The 24,793-nt window shown below is 70.5% G+C and carries 21 protein-coding genes; 6 read left to right on the forward strand and 15 right to left on the reverse strand.

The window, feature by feature from the left end; all coding sequences use genetic code 11:
- The first annotated feature begins 352 nt into the window (after window positions 1-352).
- From tkt to pgl, 5 genes are read left to right on the forward strand one after another with little or no spacing between them, the layout of a single operon-like run.
- Window positions 353-2,455 carry a transketolase gene (gene tkt, locus OG766_RS08025; RefSeq protein ID WP_328724898.1) on the forward strand — a complete coding sequence of 701 codons (2,103 nt, stop codon included), beginning with the start codon at window positions 353-355 and terminating at the stop codon, window positions 2,453-2,455.
- Window positions 2,456-2,489: 34 nt separating this feature from the next.
- The gene (gene tal / locus OG766_RS08030; protein WP_328724899.1) at window positions 2,490-3,608 is read left to right on the forward strand and encodes a transaldolase; all 1,119 of its coding nucleotides are present in this window, start codon (window positions 2,490-2,492) and stop codon (window positions 3,606-3,608) included.
- Window positions 3,609-3,613: 5 nt separating this feature from the next.
- Complete coding sequence (zwf, locus tag OG766_RS08035; protein ID WP_266375064.1) at window positions 3,614-5,146, forward strand: glucose-6-phosphate dehydrogenase; 1,533 nt, start codon at window positions 3,614-3,616, stop codon at window positions 5,144-5,146.
- Complete coding sequence (gene opcA / locus OG766_RS08040) at window positions 5,143-6,147, forward strand: glucose-6-phosphate dehydrogenase assembly protein OpcA (RefSeq protein WP_266375063.1); 1,005 nt, start codon at window positions 5,143-5,145, stop codon at window positions 6,145-6,147. The genes zwf and opcA overlap by 4 nt, the downstream gene beginning before the upstream one ends.
- On the forward strand, window positions 6,144-6,926 hold the full coding sequence (gene pgl, locus OG766_RS08045) for a 6-phosphogluconolactonase (protein ID WP_266375062.1): 783 nt from the start codon (window positions 6,144-6,146) through the stop codon (window positions 6,924-6,926). Before opcA ends, pgl begins: the two co-directional genes overlap by 4 nt.
- A 63-nt stretch (window positions 6,927-6,989) precedes the next feature.
- Here the strand turns inward: pgl and OG766_RS08050 are convergent, their stop codons facing one another.
- The 6 genes from OG766_RS08050 to OG766_RS08075 form a co-directional block, all read right to left on the reverse strand.
- Window positions 6,990-7,835 carry a poly-gamma-glutamate hydrolase family protein gene (locus tag OG766_RS08050; protein WP_328724900.1) on the reverse strand — a complete coding sequence of 282 codons (846 nt, stop codon included), beginning with the start codon at window positions 7,833-7,835 and terminating at the stop codon, window positions 6,990-6,992.
- Between the two features lie 57 nt (window positions 7,836-7,892).
- A complete protein-coding gene (locus OG766_RS08055; RefSeq protein ID WP_328724902.1) occupies window positions 7,893-9,437 on the reverse strand; it encodes a PH domain-containing protein in 1,545 nt (514 codons plus the stop codon).
- Complete coding sequence (locus OG766_RS08060; protein WP_266375058.1) at window positions 9,434-9,934, reverse strand: PH domain-containing protein; 501 nt, start codon at window positions 9,932-9,934, stop codon at window positions 9,434-9,436. The genes OG766_RS08055 and OG766_RS08060 overlap by 4 nt, the downstream gene beginning before the upstream one ends.
- A gap of 4 nt (window positions 9,935-9,938) precedes the next feature.
- Window positions 9,939-11,603 carry a glucose-6-phosphate isomerase gene (gene pgi / locus OG766_RS08065; protein ID WP_328724904.1) on the reverse strand — a complete coding sequence of 555 codons (1,665 nt, stop codon included), beginning with the start codon at window positions 11,601-11,603 and terminating at the stop codon, window positions 9,939-9,941.
- A 118-nt stretch (window positions 11,604-11,721) separates the two neighbouring features.
- Window positions 11,722-12,504, reverse strand: a complete 783-nt coding sequence (locus OG766_RS08070; protein WP_266375056.1) for an SIS domain-containing protein — start codon at window positions 12,502-12,504, stop codon at window positions 11,722-11,724.
- A 129-nt stretch (window positions 12,505-12,633) separates the two neighbouring features.
- Window positions 12,634-13,605 carry an N-acetylglucosamine kinase gene (locus OG766_RS08075; RefSeq protein ID WP_266375055.1) on the reverse strand — a complete coding sequence of 324 codons (972 nt, stop codon included), beginning with the start codon at window positions 13,603-13,605 and terminating at the stop codon, window positions 12,634-12,636.
- A gap of 70 nt (window positions 13,606-13,675) precedes the next feature.
- Between OG766_RS08075 and OG766_RS08080 the strand changes: the two genes are divergently transcribed.
- Window positions 13,676-14,536, forward strand: coding sequence for a MurR/RpiR family transcriptional regulator (locus OG766_RS08080; protein ID WP_328724905.1), 861 nt, complete (start codon window positions 13,676-13,678; stop codon window positions 14,534-14,536).
- 68 nt (window positions 14,537-14,604) lie between these two features.
- Here OG766_RS08080 and OG766_RS08085 read toward each other — a convergent pair whose 3' ends face one another.
- The 9 genes from OG766_RS08085 to rapZ all read right to left on the reverse strand — a co-directional run bounded on the left by OG766_RS08085 (window position 14,605) and on the right by rapZ (window position 24,776).
- Window positions 14,605-14,940 (reverse strand): RNA polymerase-binding protein RbpA, encoded by a 336-nt coding sequence (locus OG766_RS08085; protein WP_078503510.1) that lies wholly within the window; start codon window positions 14,938-14,940, stop codon window positions 14,605-14,607.
- 111 nt (window positions 14,941-15,051) lie between these two features.
- The gene (gene secG, locus OG766_RS08090) at window positions 15,052-15,282 is read right to left on the reverse strand and encodes a preprotein translocase subunit SecG (RefSeq protein ID WP_266378139.1); all 231 of its coding nucleotides are present in this window, start codon (window positions 15,280-15,282) and stop codon (window positions 15,052-15,054) included.
- Window positions 15,283-15,424: 142 nt separating this feature from the next.
- Window positions 15,425-16,216 (reverse strand): triose-phosphate isomerase, encoded by a 792-nt coding sequence (tpiA, locus tag OG766_RS08095; protein ID WP_266375053.1) that lies wholly within the window; start codon window positions 16,214-16,216, stop codon window positions 15,425-15,427.
- A 7-nt stretch (window positions 16,217-16,223) separates the two neighbouring features.
- A complete protein-coding gene (locus OG766_RS08100) occupies window positions 16,224-17,435 on the reverse strand; it encodes a phosphoglycerate kinase (RefSeq protein ID WP_266375052.1) in 1,212 nt (403 codons plus the stop codon).
- A gap of 109 nt (window positions 17,436-17,544) precedes the next feature.
- Window positions 17,545-18,549: a type I glyceraldehyde-3-phosphate dehydrogenase gene (gene gap, locus OG766_RS08105; RefSeq protein WP_266375050.1), complete on the reverse strand. Its 1,005-nt coding sequence runs from the start codon at window positions 18,547-18,549 to the stop codon at window positions 17,545-17,547.
- A 192-nt stretch (window positions 18,550-18,741) separates the two neighbouring features.
- Window positions 18,742-21,681, reverse strand: coding sequence for a M14 family metallopeptidase (locus tag OG766_RS08110; protein WP_328724907.1), 2,940 nt, complete (start codon window positions 21,679-21,681; stop codon window positions 18,742-18,744).
- Between the two features lie 178 nt (window positions 21,682-21,859).
- A complete protein-coding gene (gene whiA / locus OG766_RS08115) occupies window positions 21,860-22,849 on the reverse strand; it encodes a DNA-binding protein WhiA (protein ID WP_093653140.1) in 990 nt (329 codons plus the stop codon).
- Complete coding sequence (locus OG766_RS08120; protein WP_266375048.1) at window positions 22,840-23,874, reverse strand: gluconeogenesis factor YvcK family protein; 1,035 nt, start codon at window positions 23,872-23,874, stop codon at window positions 22,840-22,842. Before OG766_RS08120 ends, whiA begins: the two co-directional genes overlap by 10 nt.
- Entirely contained in the window at window positions 23,871-24,776 is a 906-nt protein-coding gene (rapZ, locus tag OG766_RS08125; protein WP_328724908.1) for an RNase adapter RapZ, read from the reverse strand. Before rapZ ends, OG766_RS08120 begins: the two co-directional genes overlap by 4 nt.
- Window positions 24,777-24,793: the final 17 nt, after the last annotated feature.

Raw genomic sequence — 24,793 nt, forward strand, 5'->3', positions numbered from 1 at the left:
GACAGAGAAATCCCAGCAAGCTCCTCCGAGAGGGCATCTCCCGTGCCCGGAGGGCGATGGGGGCGAATCCTCGGTGAAGACTTGCGCGTACCACGCCACTCTAGACGTTGGCCGCATGCCGATCTTCGCGGGGGTGGGTCGTGTTGAGCGGTGCCGCGGTGCCATGCGTAATCACCCGCGAAAGCACCGACGAGAGGCGAAGTCGGGCCCGTGCCCGCAGGCTGGTTGATGTGTCCGATCGGAGAGACGTGCACCCGAAAGGACGCAGGCTGCTGCGAGGGTAGGCTCGACAGCGCCCGGTACACCCCTCGTCACCGGGACCCGAACATGTGGAGAGGAGCCCTGACTCAGGGTGAGCACCAAGCCGACCACCACAGACCTCGAGTGGACCGCATTGGACCAGCGGGCCGTGGACACCGTCCGTGTCCTTGCCGCTGACGCCGTACAGAAGGTCGGCAACGGCCATCCGGGTACGGCCATGAGCCTGGCCCCCGCGGCGTACGTCCTCTTCCAGAAACTGATGCGGCACGACCCCGCCGACGCGGACTGGACCGGCCGTGACCGGTTCGTGCTCTCCGCGGGTCACTCGAGCCTGACGCTCTACATCCAGCTCTACCTGGCCGGCTACGGCCTGGAGCTGGACGACCTCAAGTCGTTCCGCACCTGGGGCTCGAAGACGCCGGGCCACCCGGAGTACGGCCACACGACGGGCGTCGAGACGACGACCGGCCCGCTGGGCCAGGGTGTCGCCAACGCCGTCGGCATGGCCATGGCCGCCCGCTACGAGCGCGGCCTGTTCGACCCGGAGGCCGAGCCCGGCACCTCCCCGTTCGACCACACCATCTGGTGCATCGCCGGTGACGGCTGCCTCCAGGAGGGCATCTCGGCCGAGGCGTCCTCGCTGGCCGGTCACCAGAAGCTCGGCAACCTGGTGCTGCTGTGGGACGACAACCACATCTCGATCGAGGGCGACACCGAGACCGCCGTCTCCGAGGACACGCTGAAGCGGTACGAGGCCTACGGCTGGCACGTCCAGCGCGTGGCGCAGCTGCCGAACGGCGACCTGGACCCGGTGGGTCTGTACGAGGCACTGCAGGCGGCGCGCGCCGAGACCGAGCGCCCCTCCTTCATCGCGGCCCGGTCGATCATCGCCTGGCCCGCGCCGCACGCGCAGAACACCGAGGCCGCGCACGGCTCGGCGCTGGGTGACGACGAGGTCGCGGCGACCAAGCGCGTCCTCGGCTTCGACCCGGAGCAGTCCTTCGAGGTCTCCGACGAGGTCATCGGGCACACCCGCAAGGCCCTGGACCGCGGTCGTACGGACCGGGACGAGTGGGAGAAGGCGTTCGCCGAGTGGCGGGGCACCAACCCGGAGCGGGCCGCCGAGTTCGACCGGATCCGCTCGACCGAGCTGCCGGCCGGCTGGGAGGAGAAGCTCCCCGTCTTCGAGACCGGCAAGGGTCTGGCCACCCGCGCCGCCTCCGGCAAGGTGCTGCAGGCGCTGGGCGCGGTCGTTCCCGAGCTGTGGGGCGGCTCCGCCGACCTCGCCGGCTCGAACAACACGACGATCGACAAGACGTCGTCGTTCCTGCCCGAGGGCAACCCGCTGCCGGAGGCCGACCCGTACGGCCGCACGATCCACTTCGGCATCCGCGAGCACGCCATGGCCGCGGTGCTGAACGGCATCACGCTGCACGGCAACACCCGTGTCTACGGCGGCACGTTCCTGGTCTTCTCCGACTACATGCGCAACGCGGTCCGGCTGTCCGCGCTGATGCACCTGCCGGTGACGTACGTCTGGACGCACGACTCGATCGGTCTCGGCGAGGACGGCCCGACCCACCAGCCGGTGGAGCACCTGGCCTCGCTGCGCGCCATCCCGGGTCTGAACGTCGTGCGCCCGGCCGACGCCAACGAGACCGCGATCGCGTGGCGCGAGATCCTCCGGCGCTACACGAAGAAGTTCGGTGTGGGCGCCCCGCACGGTCTGGCGCTGACCCGTCAGGGCGTGCCGACGTACGAGCCCAACGACGACGCGGCCAAGGGTGGTTACGTCCTCTTCGAGGCCGAAGGGCCCGATGGGCAGAGCACGGAGGCGCAGGTCGTACTGATCGGCACGGGCTCCGAGGTCCACCTGGCCGTCGAGGCCCGTGAGCAGCTGCAGGCCGACGGCATCCCGGCCCGGGTCGTCTCGATGCCGTCCGTCGAGTGGTTCGAGGAGCAGGACAAGGCGTACAAGGACAGCGTGCTGCCGCCTTCGGTGAAGGCCCGGGTGGCGGTCGAGGCGGGTATCGGTCTTACCTGGTACCGCTACGTCGGTGACGCCGGCCGGATCGTCTCGCTGGAGCACTTCGGTGCGTCGGCCGACGGCAAGGTGCTGTTCCGTGAGTTCGGGTTCACCCCCGAGAACGTGGCCGCCGCGGCACGGGAATCGATCGATGCCGCCGCGCGCTGACGCCGGTACACGACTAGTAGGAGATGCAACTCTCATGACAGACGCACTCAAGCGCCTCTCCGACGAAGGCGTCGCGATCTGGCTCGACGACCTGTCGCGCAAGCGGATCACGTCCGGCAACCTGGCGGAGCTGATCGACCAGCAGCACGTCGTGGGTGTCACGACCAACCCGTCGATCTTCCAGAAGGCCATCTCGTCCGGTGACGGCTACGAGCAGCAGCTCGCCGACCTCGCCGCCCGCAGGCTGACCGTCGAGGAAGCCATCCGCATGATCACGACGGCGGACGTACGGGACGCCGCCGACGTGCTGCGTCCGGTCTTCGACACGACGGGCGGCCAGGACGGCCGGGTGTCGATCGAGGTCGACCCGCGTCTCGCGCACAACACGACGGCGACCATCGCCGAGGCCAAGCAGCTGGCCTGGCTGGTGGACCGGCCGAACACGTTCATCAAGATCCCGGCGACGAAGGCCGGTCTGCCGGCGATCACCGAGGTCATCGGCCTCGGTATCAGTGTCAACGTCACGCTGATCTTCTCGCTGGAGCGCTACCGCGAGGTCATGGACGCCTACCTGGCGGGCCTGGAGAAGGCCAAGGCCGCGGGCCTCGACCTGTCCAAGATCCGTTCGGTGGCGTCGTTCTTCGTGTCCCGTGTGGACACCGAGATCGACAAGCGGCTGGACGCGCTGGGCACGGACGAGGCGAAGGAGCTGCGCGGCAAGGCGGCGCTCGCCAACGCGCGTCTCGCCTACCAGGCGTACGAGGAGGTCTTCTCCTCGGACCGCTGGGCCGCGCTGGACAAGGCGCAGGCCAACAAGCAGCGTCCGCTGTGGGCCTCGACGGGCGTCAAGGACCCGGCGTACAAGGACACGATGTACGTGGTCGATCTGGTCGCCCCGGGCACGGTCAACACCATGCCGGAGGCGACTCTGGAGGCCACCGCCGACCACGGGCAGATCACCGGCGACACGGTGCGCGGCACCTACGAGCAGGCGCGCGCCGAGCTCGACGCCGTCGAGAAGCTCGGGATCTCCTACGCGGACGTCGTGCAGCTGCTGGAGGACGAGGGCGTCGAGAAGTTCGAGGCGTCCTGGAACGATCTGCTCAAGTCGACGCAGGCGGAGCTCGATCGCCTCGCTCCCTCGGAGGGCTGAGCACCTTGACTTCCGCACACGGAGCCAATCCGCTTCGTGACGCCGCGGACCGACGGCTCCCGCGTATCGCGGGGCCGTCGGGCCTGGTGATCTTCGGCGTTACGGGCGATTTGTCACGTAAAAAGTTGATGCCCGCTGTTTACGACCTCGCTAATCGCGGGCTGCTGCCACCGGGCTTCTCGCTCGTCGGATTCGCCCGCCGCGAATGGGACGACCAGGACTTCACGCAGGAGGTCCATGACGCCGTGAAGGAGCACGCCCGCACCCCCTTCCGCGAGGAGGTCTGGCAGCAGCTCATTCAGGGAATGCGGTTCGTCCAGGGCGACTTCGACGACGACGACGCCTTCGAGAACCTCAAGAAGACGATCACGGAACTCGACCAGGCACAGGGAACCGGCGGCAACTTCGCCTTCTACCTCTCCGTGCCGCCGAAGTTCTTCCCCAAGGTCGTCAAGCAGCTCAAGAAGCACGGTCTCGCCGACCAGACGGACGGCTCGTGGCGGCGCGCCGTCATCGAGAAGCCCTTCGGCCACGACCTGGCCTCCGCCATGGAGCTGAACTCGATCGTCCACGAGGTCTTCGCGCCGGACCAGGTCTTCCGTATCGACCACTACCTCGGCAAGGAGACCGTCCAGAACATCATGGCGCTCCGCTTCGCCAACACGCTCTTCGAGCCGATCTGGAACCGGTCGTACGTCGACCATGTCCAGATCACCATGGCCGAGGACATCGGCATCGGCGGCCGCGCGGGCTACTACGACGGCATCGGCGCCGCCCGTGACGTCATCCAGAACCACCTCCTCCAGCTGCTCGCGCTGACCGCGATGGAGGAGCCCGCCTCCTTCGACGCGGACGCGCTGGCGACGGAGAAGACCAAGGTGCTGGGCGCGGTGAAGCTGCCCAAGGACCTGGCGACCGGCACGGTGCGCGCGCAGTACGCGGGGGGCTGGCAGGGCGGCGAGAAGGCCGTCGGCTATCTCCAGGAAGACGGCATCAACCCGAAGTCGAAGACCGACACGTACGCCGCCATAAAGCTGGAGATCGACAACCGCCGCTGGGCGGGTGTCCCCTTCTATCTCCGTACGGGCAAGCGGCTCGGCCGCCGGGTCACCGAGATCGCGGTCGTCTTCCAGCGCGCGCCGCACTCCCCCTTCGACCAGACGGCCACCGAGGAGCTGGGGCACAACGCCCTGGTGATCCGGGTGCAGCCGGACGAAGGCGTGACGATGCGGTTCGGCTCGAAGGTGCCGGGCACGTCGATGGAGGTCCGGGACGTCTCGATGGACTTCGCGTACGGCGAGTCCTTCACGGAGTCCAGCCCCGAGGCCTACGAGCGGCTGATCCTGGACGTCCTGCTCGGTGACTCCAACCTCTTCCCGAGGCTGGCCGAGGTCGAGCTGTCCTGGAAGATCCTCGACCCGATCGAGCAGTTCTGGGACAAGCACGGCAAGCCCGCGCAGTATCCGGCCGGTACCTGGGGTCCGGTCGAGGCGGACGAAATGCTCGCACGAGACGGACGGAGCTGGCGTCGGCCATGAAGATCGATCTTACGGACACCACCTCCAGCAAGATCAACAAGGCGCTCGTGCAGGGCCGCAGGGCCATCGGCACACCGGCCGTCGGCATGGTCCTCACCCTGGTCATCGTCACGGACGAGGAGAACGCCTACGACTCGCTGAAGGCGGCGAACGAGGCGTCGCGGGAGCACCCCTCGCGCACGCTCGTCGTCATCAAGCGGGTCTCGCGCTCGCCGCGCGACCGGGCGAAGGCGCGCCTCGACGCCGAGGTGCGGGTCGGCGCGGACGCCGGCACCGGCGAGACGGTGGTGCTGCGGCTGTACGGCGAGGTCACCGACCACGCCCAGTCGGTGGTGCTGCCGCTGCTGCTGCCGGACGCCCCGGTCGTGGTGTGGTGGCCGGTGACCGCTCCGGTGGACCCGGCCGCCGACCCGCTGGGCGCGCTGGCCCAGCGGCGGGTGACCGACACCTACGCCTGCGAGCGGCCGATCGCCGAGCTGACGGCCCGCGCCGACGCCTACGCCCCGGGCGACACGGATCTGTCCTGGACCCGCATCACACCGTGGCGCTCGATGCTCGCGGCGGCGCTGGACCAGGTGCCGTGGCAGGCCACCTCGGCCGAGGTGGAGGGCGAGGAGTTCAACCCGAGCTGCGAGCTGCTCGCCATGTGGCTCGCCGACCGGCTGAAGGTACCGGTGAAGCGCTCGGTGTCGGCCGGTCCCGGCCTCACGGCCGTACGGCTCCAGACGGGCAACGGCCCGATCGTGCTGGACCGGGCGGACGGCTCGCTCGCGACGCTGTCCATCCAGGGCCAGCCGGACCGCGCGGTGGCGCTGAAGCGCCGGGAGACGGCCGAGCTGATCGCGGAGGAGCTGCGGCGGCTCGACCCTGACGACACGTACGCCTCGGCGCTGCGCTACGGCGTGGACCGGCTGAACGACGAGTCGGCCGAGACCGCGTCCGCCCCGGCGGCGAAGAAGACCGCGAGCAGGGCCCCGGCCAAGAAGGCGGCCACGAAGTGAGCGCCCCTCAACTCGTCGTCCATCGCGACAAGGAGCTGATGGCTCAGGCCGCCGCGGCCCGGCTGATCACCAAGATCGTGGACGCCCAGTCCGGGCGCGGCTCCGCGTCGGTCGTCCTCACCGGCGGGCGCAACGGCAACGGCCTGCTGGCCGCGCTCGCCGCCGCGCCCGCGCGGGACGCGATCGACTGGTCGCGGCTCGATCTGTGGTGGGGCGACGAACGTTTCCTGCCCGAGGGCGACCCGGAGCGCAATGTCACCCAGGCCCGTGCGGCCCTGCTGGACTCGGTCCCGCTGGACCCGTCCCGGGTGCACGCGATGCCCGCGTCCGACGGACCCCACGGCACCGACGCGGAAGCGGCCGCGGCGGCGTACGCGGAGGAACTCGCCCGGGCGGCGGGGCCCGAGGACCACGGCGATGTGCCCACGTTCGACGTCCTGATGCTGGGTGTCGGCCCGGACACGCATGTCGCGTCCCTGTTCCCCGAGCTTCCGGCGGTACGGGAGACCGAACGCACCGTCGTCGGTGTCCACGGCGCGCCCAAGCCGCCACCGACGCGTATCTCGTTGACGCTTCCGGCGATCCGCGCGGCGCGCGAGGTGTGGCTGCTGGCGGCCGGCGAGGACAAGGCCAACGCGGCGAGGATCGCCCTCTCGGGCGCAGGCGAGATCCAGGCACCGGCGGCGGGCGCCTACGGCAGGTCGCGGACGCTGTGGCTGCTCGACTCGGCGGCGGCCTCCCAGCTTCCGCGCGACCTGTATCCCCCGGCCTCGCCCTGACGGCACGTCATCCCACGTCCGAAGGCCCGGCCCGCCCGTCCGGCGGCCCGGGCCTTCGGCATGTCAGAGGATCGCCTGGTCCGGGCGGTCCTCCAGACGGGCGATGGCCTTGCGAGCGGCACCGACGAAGGCATCGAAGCCGGCATTGGTGTGGGTCGGCCGCTCGGACCTGCTGAAGTGGCCGGCGTCGAACATGCTCTGGCGCAGCTCGGCGGTCATCTCCAGCTGGGCGCCCTTGCCGAGCAGCGTCTTGTTGCAGATGTTGTCCGGGTCCTCGCCCGCGAGAGCGGGAACCGTCGAGCCGTCGATGGTGTGGAACCCCGCGGCCTGGAACTCCTCGTGCAGATACCGTTTGAAGTCGGCGTTGAGGCCGCCGACGACGACCGCCTCGGGCACCCCCGCGGACGCACCGGCCTGCGCCGCCGTACAGCCGTGCAGGCTCAGCACGTTGAGGCTGCAGGCGGCCATGGACAGGGCGGACCTGTCGTCGTTGCGTGTCGAGGTGACGTGCAGCTCGCCGTTGTCGGACACGCGCGTGCCCTCGAACATCCAGTAGTCGTGGACCGGGCCGCCCGCCGGCTGCACGGCGAGGGTGGCGGGGTGGTAACCCGCGATCCCCAGGCACAGTTCGGACGTACCCCCCTCGATGCCGCCGCCGTGGATGGCCATGATCGTGGTGCGGTTGAAGGGCTGTCTCAGGTTGTCGCTGTTGTCGAACAGCTCATGGCGCTTGTAGCGCCGTGCGAAGTCGGTTCCCTCCTTGCCGGCGAGCCTCGTGTAGAGATCGGTGTTCGACGCGTAGAGGTCGGCGGCGTGAGCGGGGGAGGCGGCGAAGGCGTTGAGCACGGAGGCGCTGAGTGCGGCGCCTGCGAGTCCGGCCAGTACGGTGCGGCGATCGGCATAGGTCATGCACGTCATGATCGCGGCGGAACGAGACGCTCCGGTCCGCTGAGGCGGTGAGGTCTCTCACAGGGTGCGTTCCGGTCGTTCCAGGAACGGCTCCAGCAGGCCAGGGACCGTGCGGGAGGCGAAGTCGAGGACCTCGTGTTCGTCGGCGTCGTAGACCGAGTACGCCCCGTCGCCCGCCGCCGTGGTCGCCGTCAGGGTGAGGACCCCGGCACGGCGCTGGAACCAGGACTGTTTGACAGTCCAGCCGATGATCCCGTCGCGCTGGAGTGCGACGGTCGCGCGCCGGACGGTCCCGGAGCGGGCGAGCAGATAGTCGCCGCCGAGCGCGTGACCGAGGCTCCGGTACGCGTCCAGGGCCAGCAGCACCGCGAGCGGAAGGAACAGCACCGCGCAGGCCGCCGCGACGTACAGCAGGACGTCCGTGAGCAGCAGCCCCAGCAGCATGAGCACCAGGAGCGGCAGCAGCGCGGCGCCGAGCGCCCAGCGGAGCCTTCGGGCGCGGGCGGCGTGCGGATGGGCGGTGAGCGGCGCGCTCGTCGGGGCCCCGGTCTCCCGCAGCACCAGCGCCGCGACCTCGTCGGCGACGGCCCGTGGCGCGGCCGGCAGCAGCGTCTTGTGGTCCGCGTGCTGGTCCGCCTCGTCCGTGGCCAGACCGGTCGCGACCGCGTCCACCCGCGCCGCCCCGCACAGCCGTACGCCGATCGGCTCGACGAGCTCGACACCCCGGAGCCGCCGCTCCTCGATGGAGATCGAGCGGGTGGTGAACAGTCCCCGGCGGACCCGCAGGGTGCCGCCCGGCTCCCGCTCCAGCCGGTGGTTGAACCACATCTCGACCCAGAGGCCGAGCGCGCCGACGACGCCGGCGACGAGGGCCGCGGCGACGAGCACGACGAGCGTCCAGACCAGCGGCGTGTCCTGGAAGCGCTCGCCGATCCAGTCGATGACCCGGGCCTGAGCGCCGAACCATTCGCTGACCTGCATCACCGCGCCGACGGCCGCCCCACCGAGCAGCGGGGCGACGAACGAGACCGGCGCGTAGCGGATCCAGCGCGGGTCGAGTACGGCCAGCGTGCCCTCCCGGTGGCTTCCAGGGACGGACACGGCCGTACGGGCCAGCAGTTCACGACGCAGCCGCTCGCCCTCCGCCTTCGTCACCGGGTCGAGCTCCAGCGTGGATTCTCCGGTGCCGGTGTGCTCGCCGGTGCCGATCCGCACCTTGACCAGGCCGAGTATCCGCAGCAGCGGATGGGCCGTCAGATCGACGCTGCGGATGCGTTCACGGGCCAGGGAGCGGCGCTTTATCAGCAGCAGCCCGGTGTGGAGTTCGGCGCGCTCGGGTCCGATGCGGTACCGCGTGCGCCGCCACCGTACGTAGTCCGCGCCCGCGCCGGCCGCGATGAGGACGGCCGCTCCCGCGAGCACCCAGGCGAGCGCCCGCCACCACGGCATGCCGCCGGCGAGGCCGAGGAGGGCGGGCAGTCCGGCGCCGCCGGCCACGCCCGCCATGACGGCGGCCGTGACGAGGACGGTGCGCCGGTCGAGCTGCCGCCAGCCGTCGTCGGGCTGCCCGGCGGGCCGGGCGGGCCCGCCGGTGGCGCTCATGTGGCGTCCCCCTGCGTGGCCTGGGTGATCCTGGTCAGCTGTTCGGCCAGCTCCGCCGCGAGCTCGTGGTCCAGGCCCTCGATCCTGATCGCACCCTTGGCCGAGGCCGTGGTGACGGTGACGGTGGCGAGCCGGAAAGCCTGCTCCAGCGGTCCGCGGACGGTGTCGACGGTCTGGATCCGGGACATCGGGGCGATCCGCCACTCCTGCCAGAGGGCACCGGTACGGACGTACACCGCCTCGTCCGTGACCTCCCAGCGGTGGACCCGGTACCACCAGGAGGGGAAGAAGGCCGTGCCGGCGAGGCCGAGGACCGCCAGGGCGCCGGCCGCGGTGAGCAGCCAGCCCCTGGCGGGCTCGATGAACGCGCCGAGGACGGCGAGCACCGCCACCGGCACCAGCGTCGTCAGCAGGCACTGCACACGCCACCAGCCGACGGCCCGTTCGTCCACCCTGTTGTTCGGCGGCCGCAGCCGCACGGTCCCCTCCCCCGGCATCGGGCTACCTGCCGCGCAGGGTGCGGTACGTGTCCACGAGCGTGGCGGTCGAGCTGTCGAGGTCCTCGCCGTCCGCCGCGTCGGCGGCCGATGTCCCCGTGCGGGTCAGCACGGGCTCGATCCGCTTGGCCAGGACCTTGCCGAGCTCGACTCCCCACTGGTCGAAGGAGTCGATGTTCCAGACGGCGCCCTGGACGAACACCTTGTGCTCGTAGAGCGCGACGAGCTGGCCGAGGACGGACGGGGTCAGCTGCTTCGCCAGGATCGTGGTGGTCGGGTGGTTCCCCACGAACGTCTTGTGCGGCACCAGTTCCTCGGCGACGCCCTCGGCCCGCACCTCGTCGGGGGTCTTGCCGAACGCCAGCGCCTGGGTCTGGGCGAAGAAGTTGGCCATCAGCAGGTCGTGCTGGGGCACGAGCCCGGGCAGCAGGTCCCCGACCGGCTCGGCGAAGCCGATGAAGTCGGCGGGGATGAGCTTGGTGCCCTGGTGGATCAACTGGTAGTACGCGTGCTGCCCGTTGGTGCCGGGGGTGCCCCAGACGACGGGCCCGGTCTGCCAGTCGACCCGGTTGCCCTCGCGGTCGACGGACTTGCCGTTGGACTCCATGTCCAGCTGCTGCAGATACGCCGTGAACCTGCTCAGGTAGTGCGAGTAGGGCAGCACCGCGTGCGACTGGGCGTCGAAGAAGTTGTCGTACCAGATGCCGAGGAGGCCGAGCAGCATCGGCGCGTTCTCCTCCGGCGGCGCCGTGCGGAAGTGCTCGTCGACGAGGTGGAATCCGTCGAGCATCTCGCGGAACCGGTCCGGGCCGATGGCGATCATCAGCGAGAGTCCGATGGCCGAGTCGTACGAGTAGCGGCCGCCGACCCAGTCCCAGAACTCGAACATGTTGGCCGTGTCGATGCCGAACTCGGAGACCTTGCCGGCGTTGGTCGACAGCGCCACGAAGTGCTTGGCGACGGCGTCCTGGCCGGCGCCGAGGCCGGTGAGCAGCCAGTCGCGGGCGGACGTGGCGTTGGTGATGGTCTCGACGGTGGTGAACGTCTTGGACGCGATGATGAACAGCGTCTCGGCGGGGTCGAGGTCGCGCACCGCCTCGTGGAGATCGGCTCCGTCGACGTTGGAGACGAAACGGAGCGTCAGGTCCCGTGCGGTGTAGGAGCGCAGTGCCTCATAGGCCATCGCCGGGCCCAGATCGGAGCCGCCGATACCGATGTTGACGACGTTCTTGATGGGCTTTCCGGTGTGACCGGTCCAGCCGCCCGAGCGGATCCGCTCGGAGAAGGCGCTCATCTTGTCGAGCACGGCGTGCACCGCGGGGACCACGTTCTCGCCGTCGACCTCGATGACGGCGTCACGGGGGGCGCGCAGCGCGGTGTGCAGCACCGCCCGGTTCTCGGTGATGTTGATCTTCTCGCCGCGGAACATGGCGTCCCGCAGCCCCGCCACATCGGTGGCCGCCGCCAGGTCCCGCAGCAGCGCCAGCGTCTCGTCGGTCACCCGCTGCTTGGAGTAGTCGAGGTAGAGGTCGCCGACCTGGAGGGTGTACCGGCTGCCGCGCTCGGCATCGGCGGCGAACAGTTCCCGCAGATGTGTGTCGGCCAGCTGCTCACGGTGCTTGGTGAGAGCGGCCCATTCGGGCGTCCGGTTGAGCCGGGTTGCGTTCATCTTCAGCCCACTTCTTCTCGTACCTGCCTGCGTGCCCCGCTGCCCCACCAACCTAGTTGATCCGATGGCCGCGGACGCGGCGGCGAGCAGCGGCCGCGCCCGAGTCCGCCCTGCCCGGTCAGTGCCCGCCGCGGTGCAGCCGCCCCTGGTAGCGGGCTTCGAGCACGGCGTTCCGCTCGTACCCGCCCGGCACGTTGGCGGATACGTACACGGGCGCCTCGTGGCCCTCCGCGCCGAGCAGGGCGACGGCCTCGGCGACGGTCATCTGGACGAGGAGCGAGGAGGTGAGCGTGGAGACGCCGCACAGGGCGTTGCCGTCGGGCAGCGGAAGGAGAGCGTCACCGGTGGGCGCGCAGTTGTCGAGGACGGCGTCGGCCAGGTCGGCGAGCCGCTTTCCGCTGCTGTGCAGGGACGGCACGGAGTTGGTGTGCTCCAGCGAGGTGAGGGCGACCAGCGGGTGGCCCGCCGCCTTCACATGGAGGGCCATGTCGACGATCGAGTTGTTGACACCCGAGTTGGAGATGATCACGAACATGTCCTGCGGGCGTGGCGTGGCCAGGGTGTAGAGCCGGGCGGCCAGGCCGGGGGAACGCTCCAGCAGCGGGTCGTCGAGTACGGCGCGGTCCTCGCCGCCGCGGAGCACGAGATCGGCGAGGGAGATCCGGCTGGTGGGGACGAGTCCGCCGGCCCGGCCCGCGATCTCCAGGGCGGCGGCCTGCGAGTGGCCGGTGCCGAAGGCGTGGACGACGCCGTCCGCGGCGACGCAGTCCGCGATGAGCCGGGCCGCGGCCGCGACGGAGTCCTTGTTGGCCTCGACCGCCCGCTCGAAGGCCGCGCGTCCGTGGTCGACGAACAGGCCGGCCCCGAGCTGCGCGTGCGGGCCCTGGTGCGACTGAGGCATGACTGACTCCCTGGGAGAACGCCGACGACGGCTCATGGCATGCATCAGGCGTGCCTGCACCGTGAACCACCGAATCAATGATTCACTATCTCATGCACATTTCGGCTCAATGAATCAGCCGCCGGCATCTCACGTCAAGAGCCGCGCCAGCTCCACGGCTCCGGCCGCGCCGTCCGTCACGGGTTCGGGCCGCAGCCCCAACGCCCGTGTCCGCACCGTCAGTCGCTCCAGCAGCGGCCCCCGCGGGCCCAGCAGTCCACCGCTCGTGACCAGGGGTTCTCCCGGGATCGGGGCCAACGCGCCCACCGTGGCCGCCAGTTCGTCCGCGGCGCGGTCGAGCAGGCCCCGGGCCACCTCGTCCCCCGCCTCCTCGGCCGCCACCACGAAGGGACTGAGCGCCGCGAGCCGCACCGGGTGCTCCGTGAACGCGTGCCCGATGAGGGCCTCGCGGAGCGATCTGCGACCGGCCCAGGACTCCGGCAGCTCTCCCCGGCGGCCCAGACAGTGCGCGAGCAGCGGCTCCGCCAGCGCGGTCCGCGGCCCACGCCCGTCCAGCGCCCTCAGCACCGCGACCAGCGCCTCCCGGCCCAGCCAGAAGCCGCTCCCGGCATCACCCAGGAGCCAGCCGTCCCCGTCGGCCGAGCGCACCGACCGGCGGTCCGCCACGCGGGCGGCGACCGCACCGGTGCCGGCGATGACGACGAGCCCGTCGGCCGGCACCCCCCGGCCCGAGGCGAAGGCGACGTCCACGTCTCCGTACACGTCCAGCACCGCGGGTGCAGCCCCCACCGCGGCGAGCGCCTCGGCAAGGCAACGCAGGGCGAGCGAGCGCCCCTTGCCGGGTGCGCCGACGGTCGACCCGCCGGCGAAGCCGCCGACGACGGCGGTGACCGTGCCGCCGAGGCCGGGCGGAACGGCCCCGGTGAGAGCGGCGGTCAGATGGCGGGTGAGGGCGTCGCGCTCGACGCTCATCGCGTTGCCGGGCCCGCCCGTGCCTTCGCCGAGGACGGCGCCGCCGCGCGCCTCCGCCAGCCGGGCGCGGACCCGCGTCCCGCCCGCGTCGACGCCGATGACCAGGGGCCGGCTGATGGATTCGCTCATGGGCCCGCATCGTGGTTGATAGATTCACCGAGGACAAGCCCCGCGCGCCGAACGCCAGAGACGAGCCGCCATGATCACCGCACTGATCCGCTCCGAGCTGCCCCGGATGACCGGCTCCCTGCGCAAGGTCGGCGAGCGCGTGCTGGCCGATCCGCAGAGCGTCGCCCTCGCCTCGGCGGCCGAACTCGGCCGCCGCACCGGGACGTCCCAGGCCTCGGTGACCCGCTTCTGCCGGGCGCTCGGCCTCGACTCGTACCAGCACCTGCTGCTCGAACTCGCCAGGGAACAGGGGGGCCGTCCCGCCGACGAACGCCCCATCGGACACGGAATCGGCCCCGACGACCCGCTGGACCATGTCGTCGCGGTCGTCGCCCAGGCCGATCTGCAGGCCCTGCGACGGACCGTGGAGCACCTCGACCGGGACGCCCTGGAGCGGGCCGCGCAGGCCGTCGCCCGTGCGCGCCGCATCGACGTCTACGGAGTGGGCGCCTCGGGCATCGTGGCGCGCGAGACGGAGGCCCGGCTCTTCGGCATCGGCTGTGCCGCCCGGAGCTGGACCGAGGTCCATGCCGCGGAGACCTCCGCCGCCCTGCTCACGCCCTCCGACACGGTGGTGGCGCTCTCCCACTCCGGCACCACCCGTGAGGTCCTCAGCCCGCTCCGGCTCGCCGCCGAGCGGGGCGCCGCGACCGTGGCGGTCACCGGCGATCCGCGCTCACCCATCGCCGCCGCGGCCTCGGTCCACCTCACCTCGACCTCGGCGGAGACCAGTTTCCGGCGCGGCGGATTCGGCACCCGTCATTCGGTGCTGCTGATCCTCGACTGCCTCTTCGCGCGGGTGGCGCAGCTGACCTACGAACGGGCCACGGCCTCGCTCGCGCTGACCGAGCACATCGGCGAGGCACACGCCGTGCGCGCACGGCGCCGCTGAAAGCGTCCGGGCCCGGTCCGCGGACGAACCTCGTGGTTCGTCCGCGGACCGGGCCCGGTATCAGCTGCTCAGATCTCGCCCCGGAGCTTCGCGAGCGCCTCGGCGAGGATCGCCTCGCCGTCCGCGTCGCTGCGCCGCTCGCGCACATACGCCAGATGCGTCTTGTACGGCTCGGTGCGCGGCGGGTCCGGCGGGTTGTCCCGGTCCTGGCCGGCCGGGAACCCGCAGCGCGGGCAGTCCCAGCTGTCCGGAACCTGTGCGTCACTGGCGAAGCTCGGCTGCGTCTCGTGCCCGTTCGAGCACCAGAAGGAGATGCGGAGACGCGGCGCGGATTCGCCCCGCTCGGCCTCCCCCATCGGCCCCGCTCCGACCCGGCTTCCCCGGATCGCGTTGCCACTTGCCACGGTCGTAACTCCCTGCGTGATGGTGCTCGAAGATGCCCCAGTCTACGTAAGGCCCAACGCGCGTCCAGTGATTGGAGTTACACCCCCACCCCCTGGGACGCCCTCAGTGGGTCAGCTGCCCAGCTTCATCAGCAGACCAAGTACGACAATGCAGGCAAACCACATCAGACCGATGACGACGGTGATGCGGTCGAGGTTGCGCTCGGCGACCGAGGAACCACCGACGGACGACTGCATGCCGCCACCGAACATGTCGGAGAGGCCGCCGCCCTTCCCCTTGTGCATCAGCACCAGCAGCATCAGCAGCAGGCTGAAGAAGATCAGGGCGATCGAGAACCCCATAATCACGGCTGGACCAACTTCCTCGGACGGGATCGGACTGAACAACTGATCAACTCGACGGGCGACCTGATCAAGAAAACGGGGGCCGGGCCGGAAAGGCTCGGCCCCCGCAAGGGTACGACGGATCCGCTCTACGGCCTACTCACTGGTCGCGGAAGCGGACGATCTTGACGAACTCGTCGGCGTCCAGCGCCGCACCGCCGACCAGAGCGCCGTCCACATCGGGCTGCGCCATGATCGCCGCGACGTTTCCGGCCTTCACCGAGCCGCCGTACTGGATCCGGACCTTGTCGGCCAGCTCCTGGCTGTAGAGCTCGGCCAGCCGGCCGCGGATGGCCCCGCAGACCTCCTGGGCGTCCTCGGGGGTGGCGACCTCGCCGGTGCCGATGGCCCAGACGGGCTCGTACGCGATCACGATGGTCTCGGCCTGCTCGGCCGGGATGTCCTTCAGACCGCCGTCGAGCTGGTTCAGCGTGTACTGGACCTGCTGGCCCGCCTTGCGGACGTCCAGGCCCTCGCCGACACAGAGGATCGGGGTCAGGCCGTGCCGGTAGGCGGCCTTGACCTTGGCGTTGCAGATCTGGTCGGTCTCGTCGTGGTACTGGCGTCGCTCGGAGTGACCGACGGCGACGTAGGTGCACTTCAGCTTGGCCAGCATCAGGCCCGAGATCTCACCGGTGTAGGCACCGGAGTCGTGCGCCGAGATGTCCTGGGCGCCGTACTTGATCTTGAGCTTGTCGCCGTCCACCAGGGTCTGCACGGAACGCAGATCGGTGAACGGGGGCAGGACGGCGACCTCGACGGCGTCGTAGTCCTTGTCGGCGAGTGCGAAGGCGAGCTTCTGGACGTGGGCGATGGCCTCGAGGTGGTTGAGGTTCATCTTCCAGTTGCCCGCCATCAGCGGGGTACGGCCAGAAGGCGTGGATGCAGTCATGGGTAGGTCAGTCCTCCAGTGCGGCGAGGCCGGGAAGCGTCTTGCCCTCGAGGTACTCGAGGCTCGCGCCGCCACCGGTCGAGATGTGGCCGAATGCGTTCTCGTCGAAGCCCAGCGTGCGGACCGCGGCGGCCGAGTCGCCACCGCCGACGACGGTGAAGGCCTCGCTGTCCACGAGCGCCTGGGCGATGGCGCGGGTACCGCCCGCGTAGTCGGGGTGCTCGAAGACGCCCAGCGGGCCGTTCCAGAACACCGTCTCGGCATCGGCGACCTTGGACGCGTACAGCTCGCGCGTCCTCGGGCCGATGTCCAGGCCCTCCTTGTCGGAGGGGATCTTGTCGGCGTCGACCGTGACGAACTCGGCCGGGGCCTTGGTCTTCAGGTCGGGGAACTCCGACGAGGCCAGGATGTCGACCGGCAGCACCAGTTCGACGCCGCTCTTCTCGGCGCGCTCCATGTACTCGGTCACGACCGGGATCTGGTCCTCCTGAAGGAGGGAGATGCCGACCTCGTAGCCCTTGGCCTTGAGGAAGGTGTACGCCATGCCGCCGCCGATGAGCAGACGGTCGGCCTTGCCGAGCAGCTCGTCGATGACGGCGAGCTTGTCGGAGACCTTGGCGCCGCCGAGGACGACGACGTACGGCCGCTTCACGTCCTCGGTGAGCTTCTTCAGGACGCCGACCTCGGTGCCGATGAGGTGGCCGGCGGCGTGCGGGAGGCGGGCCGGGAGGTCGTACACCGAGGCGTGCTTGCGGTGCACGGCACCGAAGCCGTCGCCCACGTACAGATCCGCGAGGGCGGCCAGCTGCTCGGCGAACGCACCGCGCTCGGCGTCGTCCTTGGACGTCTCGCCGGCGTTGAAGCGGAGGTTCTCGATGACGGCGACCTGGCCGTCGGCGAGGCCGTCGACGGTGGTGCGGGCGGACTCGCCGACCGTGTCGGTCGCGAACGCCACATCGGTGCCCAGCAGTTCACCGAGGCGCGCGGCGGCCGGGGCGAGCGAGAACGCCGGGTCCGGGGCGCCCTTGGGGCGGCCCAGGTGGGAGGCGACGACGACCCGTGCGCCCGCGTCGGCGAGGGCCTTCACGGTCGGCAGGACGGCGCGGATACGGCCGTCGTCGGTGATCGTGGCGCCGTCGAGCGGCACATTCAGGTCGGCGCGGACGAAGACCCGCTTGCCGGTGACGCCTCCGGCGAGAAGTTCGTCGATCGTCTTCATGTGTGATGACTCCTAGAGGGGGTCGAGGACAAGCGACAGGGCTCGTACAGCGCGTCGTTGCGCTGCCCGAGCCCTGTGGCTCACATCGAGGTGCCTACCGGCGCGTGGATCAGAGCTGGTTGCCGACGAAGACGGTCAGGTCGACGAGGCGGTTGGAGTAACCCCACTCGTTGTCGTACCAGCCGACGACCTTGACCTGCTTGCCCTGGACCATCGTGAGCTTCGAGTCGAAGGTGCAGGAGGCCGGCCAGTTGACGATGTCCGAGGAGACGATCGGGTCCTCGGTGTAGTCCAGGATGCCCTTCAGCTGGCCCTCGGCGGCCTTCTGGAAGGCGGAGTTGATCTCGTCCTTGGTGACCTCGCGGTCGAGCTCCAGGACCAGGTCGGTGACGGATCCCGTCGGGACCGGGACGCGCATGGCGATGCCGTCCAGCTTGCCCTTGAGCTGCGGGAGGACCAGGGCGGTGGCCTTCGCGGCACCGGTCGAGGTCGGGATGATGTTCTCCGCGGCGGCACGGGCGCGGCGCAGGTCCTTGTGCGGGAAGTCCAGGATGCGCTGGTCGTTCGTGTACGCGTGGACGGTCGTCATCATGCCCTTGACGATGCCGAAGCTCTCGTCGAGGACCTTCGCCATCGGGGCCACACAGTTGGTGGTGCAGGAGGCGTTGGAGATGACGTTGTGCTTCGCCGGGTCGTACTTGTCCTGGTTGACGCCCATGACGATGGTGATGTCCTCGTCGGTGGCCGGAGCCGAGATGAGGACCTTCTTCGCGCCGCCCGCGATGTGCTTCTCGGCGTCGGCCTTCTTGGTGAAGATGCCGGTCGACTCGATGACGAGGTCGACACCCAGCTCTCCCCACGGGATGTCGGCGGGGTTGCGCTCGGACAGCACCTTGATGGTGTGACCGTCGACGGTGATGGTGTCGGCGGTGTGCGACACGTCGGCCTTGAGGCGGCCGAGGATGGTGTCGTACTTCAGCAGGTGAGCGGTGGTCGCGGTGTCACCCAGGTCGTTGACAGCCACGATCTCGATGTCTGCACCCTGCTCCAGCAGCGCGCGGAAGTAGTTACGACCGATGCGGCCAAAGCCGTTGATGCCTACGCGGATCGTCACGAACCGATCTCCTCAGTGGTACGCCGGTTTCGACGCCGGCGAGCTGATATGGGATGTCCCCGACCGCTTACGACCCTACCTCCCCGCGCCGGCCGGAGTGACATCGAGCACGCCCCTATGTCGGGCCGGACACCGGTGGCCCGTACCTACCGACAAGTACGGGCCACCGGCGTTTCGGGCGACTACGCAGCGTCAACGGCGGAGCACACCGAGCGCCTTCCGCATCAGGGCGTTGCGGTCCGCAGGCGCGGTGACGTGCTCCAGCCCGAAGCCGAGCAGGACCGTGTCACGCGTGGAGACTGCCGCGTACGAGACGAACAGCTCGCCCGTCCGCGCCCAGTCGCCGCCGACCGCGGGCGTGCCCTCGGGAGACCCGGGGGTCGTCCAGGGGCCGAGGGAGGTCTCGAAGCCCTCGCTCTCCTTCTCCGTGCCGCCGACGACGAGGGCCGCGTTGTCGGCGAAGACGCCGCGTCCGCCGCTGCCGGGGTCGGTGACGTAGGAGACCGAGAGCTCGACCTGCTTGCCCGCGTAGGCGCTCAGGTCGAACGAGACCTGCTTCCAGCCGGCCGAGGAGCCGGTGAAGCTGTGCCACGCCCCGCTGGAACCGGTCGCGGTGCAGCCGCCCTCGCCCAGGGTGAGGTAGCGGCGCAGGAAGGGGTGACCGTCCAGGAAGAACCCGGCCGCGCACTCGTCGGGGACGGCGGTGCCGGTGAGTCCGCTCTCCTCGGGGAGGGTCGTCCAGTCCTGGGCCCCGACGGTGTGCGCCTCCAGGATCGCGTGGTCGTAGCCCGGCTCGGTGTTCCAGTTGAGCGCGAGCTTCAGCTGCGGCCTGTCGGCCGCCGTGACACCGGTGAGGTCGACGGTGCGGGTGAGGCGCTTCCAGTCGTTGTCCTCGTGCGTGGCGGAGGCCATCGACTGCCCCGCGTACGGGGCGTAGGGGTTGGCCACTCCGCTGTAGCGGCCCGCCTGTGCGCTGCGGAACTGCGGGAACTCGGCGGCCGGCAGCGCGTCGGACGTGATCGTGTACGCGCCCGGCGCGTTGAGCGGGTTGCCGGTGGCCCCGGCCAGCGGGCCCGCGGATCCGGTGAGGCCGCCCGTGCCGGTGAACCCGGTGGCCCCGGGCACGGAGCCACGTCCGTACGCGCCGAGGTAGTACTGGCTGAAGTCGTCGGTCGCGGCCCTGCCGACCTGGGCGTTGCCGCCGGCCAGCTCGCCGGCCTCGATCAGCTTGCCGCCCTCGTTGAGGAAGTCGCGCAGGGCGAGCTGGGTGGGGCCGCCGGGAGCCTGGGCGCCCGTGTAGTGGACGGCGGTGGAGAAGTGGCCGAGGACGCCGAGGGGATGCGGGGCGCCCTGGGTGGCGACGTCCCAGACGACGGCCTTGCGGCCGTTGGCCCTCAGCGCGTCGACATAGGCCTTGGCGTGCTGGGCGGGTGCGCCCTCCTCCGCGACCACCACGGTGTCGGCGCCGGGCCGGGGCGCGACGGTGTAGGTGAAGTGCGGGCTGGACGTGGGCTTGCCGGCGCTGGTCTCACCGGTGAACCAGACCTCGACCTTGTCGCCGACGTCACCGTCCTTGACCTTCGCCCGGTACTGGTCGAAGCGGATGTTGTCCTCGCCGCCGTAGGTCTCGCCGCCCTTCCACGGCCTGAGCGCCATGTCGTGCGTACGGCCGCCGTTGACGCGGTACTTGAGTTCCTTGTCCCGTACGGACTTGCGGACGGTGACGGACACCTCCTGGTCGCCGCCGCGGGCGTAGGAGACGCCGAACGGGTCGACGGTGAAGTCCGGGGCTTCCATGCCGACCGGGGAGGTCGGCCGGTCGGGATGTGTGGCGGTCTCGGCCACGGCGAGCGCGAAGTCGATGTTCTTGGCGAACTCCGCCTGGATCAGCTTCTCGTCGTCGGGGAAGTTGAAGCCGGACCGGCAGTCCTGGGGCCTCCACTGGTCGTTGGGGTCGATGGCGGAGGCCGTCTGACAGGTGGTCATCTCCGGGGTGAACATCATCAACCCGTTGACGTTGGCCGCGTGGCCGTCGGCCTCGCCGTTGGTGGTGTAGAGCTCGGAGGAGACCTGCGGGTAGTAGCCGGGGACGGCCGGCTTGTCGGGCGTGCCGGCGAGCGCCTTGTAGAGGACGTCGTCGGGGGTGGGGGTGGCGACCTGCCAGCCCACGCCGTACAGCAGCAGTTCGGCGGCGGAGTGGTAGTTGATGCCGTACTCGAAGCCGATGCGCTTCTGGAAGCGGTCGAGCGCGATCGTCTCGGGCTCGGAGGAGGGGCCCGCACCACGATAGGTCTCGCTGCCCGGGTTGGGGGACGAACCCTCGTTGTCGTAGCCCCACTTGTAGGAGAAGTTCCGGTTGAGGTCGACGCCGTCGCCGGTGGTGATCCGTCCGTCGCCGTTGTTGTCGCGGAGGTTCTTGCGCCAGAGCCGGTTGCTCTCGGCCGCGTGGGTGAAGTCGTAGCCGTCGGGGTTGGCGGAGAGCAGGAACCACAGCTCGGTGGTGTCCACGAGCCGAGTGATGCGCTGGTCCTTGCCGTACCCGTCGACGTAGTGGTGGAGCAGCCGCCGGGTCATCTCGGGGGTGATCCACTCGCGTGCGTGCTGGTTGGACATGTAGAGCGTGGACGGCTTGGCGCCGTCGCGGTACTTCTTGGCGCCCTTGCTGAGCTTGAGGGCGAGGATGTCCTTGCCCTGCACGGTCTTGCCGATGCTGACGACCTTGGTGATCGACGGGTTGGCCGCGGCGGTGGCCAGGATCTCCTCCTTGAGGCCCCCTTCGCCGCTGTACGGCCGGTAGACGCCGTCCCCGGCAGCGGCGGCGCGCTGCCTGCCGGCACTGGAGACGGTGTGCTCGGTGAGGCTGACGCCTCGGGCGCGGAGCTCACCGGCCTGGTCCTCGGTGAGGAACACCTCGACGGTGGCGGTGCCCTTGTCCGGTACCTGCTCGGTCAGTTCATGACCGTCGGCTCCGGCCGCGAGGAGCAGTGGTACCTGCTCCTTGGTGACCTTCGCCTGCCATACGGAGAGTCCGGCGTCGTCTCCGCCCTGGTCGGCCCGGGCGAGCGGCGCGGCCGCCAGACCGGCCATCAGGAGTGAGGTCGCGGCGAGGATCGATCTCGCTCTTCGTCTCATTGGCCCCCCTTGCTTTCGTCTGTCGCGAAAGAAAACAGATGCCAGGCTCATCACACCTCATGATCATGTCAAGACCGCGTGTCCGCGGTACCGGTCGGGGTGAAGGGGCGGGGTGAAGAGAGAAGCCCGTCCGGCGTTGCACCGGACGGGCTTCACGGGAGCGGGCCGCACCGTGGGCTCAGCCCACGAGACCGTCGGCCATTTCCTCCGTCAGATTGGATTCCGTACCCGGAATGCCGAGGTCCTGCGCCCGCTTGTCCGCCATCGCCAGGAGCCGGCGGATCCGCCCGGCCACCGCGTCCTTCGTCAACGGCGGGTCGGCGAGCGCCCCCAGTTCCTCCAGGGACGCCTGCTTGTGCTCCATGCGCAGCCGGCCCGCCGCCGCGAGGTGCTCGGGGACCTCCTCGCCGAGGATCTCCAGCGCGCGCTGGACCCGCGCGCCCGCGGCCACCGCGGCGCGGGCCGAGCGGCGCAGATTGGCGTCGTCGAAGTTGGCCAGCCGGTTCGCGGTCGCGCGGACCTCGCGGCGCATCCGCCGCTCCTCCCACGCCAGCACCGACTCGTGCGCGCCGAGCCGGGTGAGCAGCGCGCCGATCGCGTCACCGTCACGGACCACGACCCGGTCCACCCCGCGCACCTCACGCGCCTTCGCCGCGATGGAGAGCCGGCGTGCCGCCCCGACCAGCGCCAGCGCGGCCTCCGGGCCCGGGCAGGTCACCTCCAGCGAGGAGGAGCGGCCGGGCTCGGTGAGCGAACCGTGCGCCAGGAAGGCTCCGCGCCAGGCCGCCTCGGCGTCGCAGGTGGCGCCGGAGACGACCTGCGGGGGCAGCCCGCGGATCGGACGGCCGCGGCCGTCGACCAGACCGGTCTGCCGCGCCAGCTGGTCACCGCCCGCCACCACCCGTACGACGTAGCGCGAACCGCGCCGCAGCCCGCCGGGGGCCATCACCACGAGATCCGAGGAGTGCCCGAAGATCTCCAGGATGTCCTTGCGGAGCCTGCGGGCCGCGATGCCGGTGTCCAGCTCCGCCTCGATCACGATGCGGCCGCTGACCAGATGCAGCCCGCCCGCGAACCGAAGGATCGCCGAGACCTCCGCCTTTCTGCAGCAGGTCCGGGTGACGGGGAGCCGGGAGATCTCGTCCTTCACCGCTGCCGTCATCGCCATGGGCCGATCCTTCCATGCATCCGAAAAATACGGTCGTACGCGGCGGCCAACAGCTCCGGGTCGTGCTTCGGAGCCCCGTCGGGTCTCGCCACGGGCGCCAGCTCGACCGCCGCACCGAGCCGCTCTGCGGCCTCGGCGAGAGACTCGCGGTCGGGCACGGCGGCCTCGTCGGCCAGCACCACGTCCAGGGCGAGTTTAGGGGCGTGTCGCCCCAAAACCTCCAAATGACGCTGCGGAGAGAAGCCTTCCGTTTCTCCGGGCTGCGGTGCGAGATTCAGCGAGAGAACGCGACGGGCCTTCGTCTCGACGAGCGCGTCCAGCAGCTCCGGTACCAGGAGGTGCGGGATCACCGACGAGAACCAGGAGCCGGGACCGAGCACCACCCAGTCCGCGTCGAGTACGGCCGCGACGGCCTCGGGAACGGCCGGCGGATCGTTCGGCACGAGGTGCACCGACTGCACCTCACCCGGGGTGAGCGCGACCGTCGCCTGCCCCCGGACCGTGACGATCTCGTCGGGACGGTCCGGTTCATGCCCCCTGACCAGCGCCTGCAGCTCCAGCGGCACGGCGGACATGGGCAGCACCCTGCCGTGGGCGCCCAGCAGCTTGCCGACCAGGTCCAGGGCCTGCACATGGTCGCCGAGCTGCTCCCACAGCGCGACGATCAGCAGATTCCCGACCGCGTGCTCATGCAGCTCGCCCTGCGACTGGAAGCGGTGCTGGATGACCCGGGACCAGGTCTGGCCCCAGTCGTCGTCACCGCACAGCGCCGCCAGCGCCTTGCGGAGATCGCCGGGCGGCAGGACGCCCAGCTCCTTGCGGAGCCGGCCGCTGGAGCCGCCGTCGTCGGCGACGGTGACGACCGCGGTGAGGTCGCCGGTGATGCGGCGCAGGGCCGCGAGCGACGCCGACAGTCCCATGCCGCCGCCGAGCGCGACGACCTTGGGCTGGGCGCCGCGTCTACGGCCGGTGCGGAGCGCGTCACTGCCCCGCAGCCGGCGCAGACGGAGAGTACGTCCGGTCACTCGCGCCCCATGTCCCGGTGCACGATGACGGTCTCGATCCCCTCGGAGCCGAGGCGGGCGGCGAGCTTCTCGGACATGGCGACCGAGCGGTGCTTGCCGCCGGTGCAGCCGACGGCGATCGTCACGTACCGCTTGCCCTCACGGCGGTAGCCCGCCGCGATCAGCTGCAGCAGCTCGGTGTACTGGTTCAGGAACTCCTTGGCGCCCGGCTGGTCGAAGACATAGCCCGACACCTCCTCGTTGAGGCCGGTGAAGGGGCGCAGCTCCGGGACCCAGTGCGGGTTCGGCAGGAAGCGGCAGTCCACGACGAGGTCGGCGTCGACGGGGAGGCCGTACTTGTAGCCGAAGGACATGACCGTGGCCCGCAGCTCCGGCTCCTCGTCGCCCGCGAACTGGGCGTCCATCTTGGCGCGCAGCTCGTGGACGTTCAGGCTGGAGGTGTCGATCACCAGGTCGGCGTCGCCGCGCAGCTCCCGCAGGAGGTCCCGCTCGGCGGCGATGCCGTCGACGATCCGGCCGTCGCCCTGCAACGGGTGCGGGCGGCGCACGGACTCGAAGCGGCGCACGAGGGCGTCGTCGGACGACTCCAGGAAGACGATCCGCCGGGTGACCTGCTTGGAATCGAGGTCCGCGAGGGACTCGCGGAGGTTGTCGAAGAACCGCCGGCCGCGGACGTCCACGACGACGGCGATACGGGCCACATTGCCCTGGGAACGGGCGCCGAGCTCCACCATGGTGGGGATCAGCGCGGGCGGCAGGTTGTCGACGACGAACCAGCCGAGGTCCTCCAGGCACTTCGCCGCGGTACTGCGGCCCGCGCCCGACATTCCGGAGATGATCACCAGCTCGGGGATGGCCGCCTCTGCGACCTGCCCGGCCTCGGTAGTCGTGCCCGTACTCACGTCTCCTGCTCCGTGTT

The sequence above is a fragment of the Streptomyces sp. NBC_00259 genome, from assembly GCF_036181745.1.
Taxonomy (GTDB): Bacteria; Actinomycetota; Actinomycetes; order Streptomycetales; family Streptomycetaceae; genus Streptomyces; species Streptomyces pratisoli.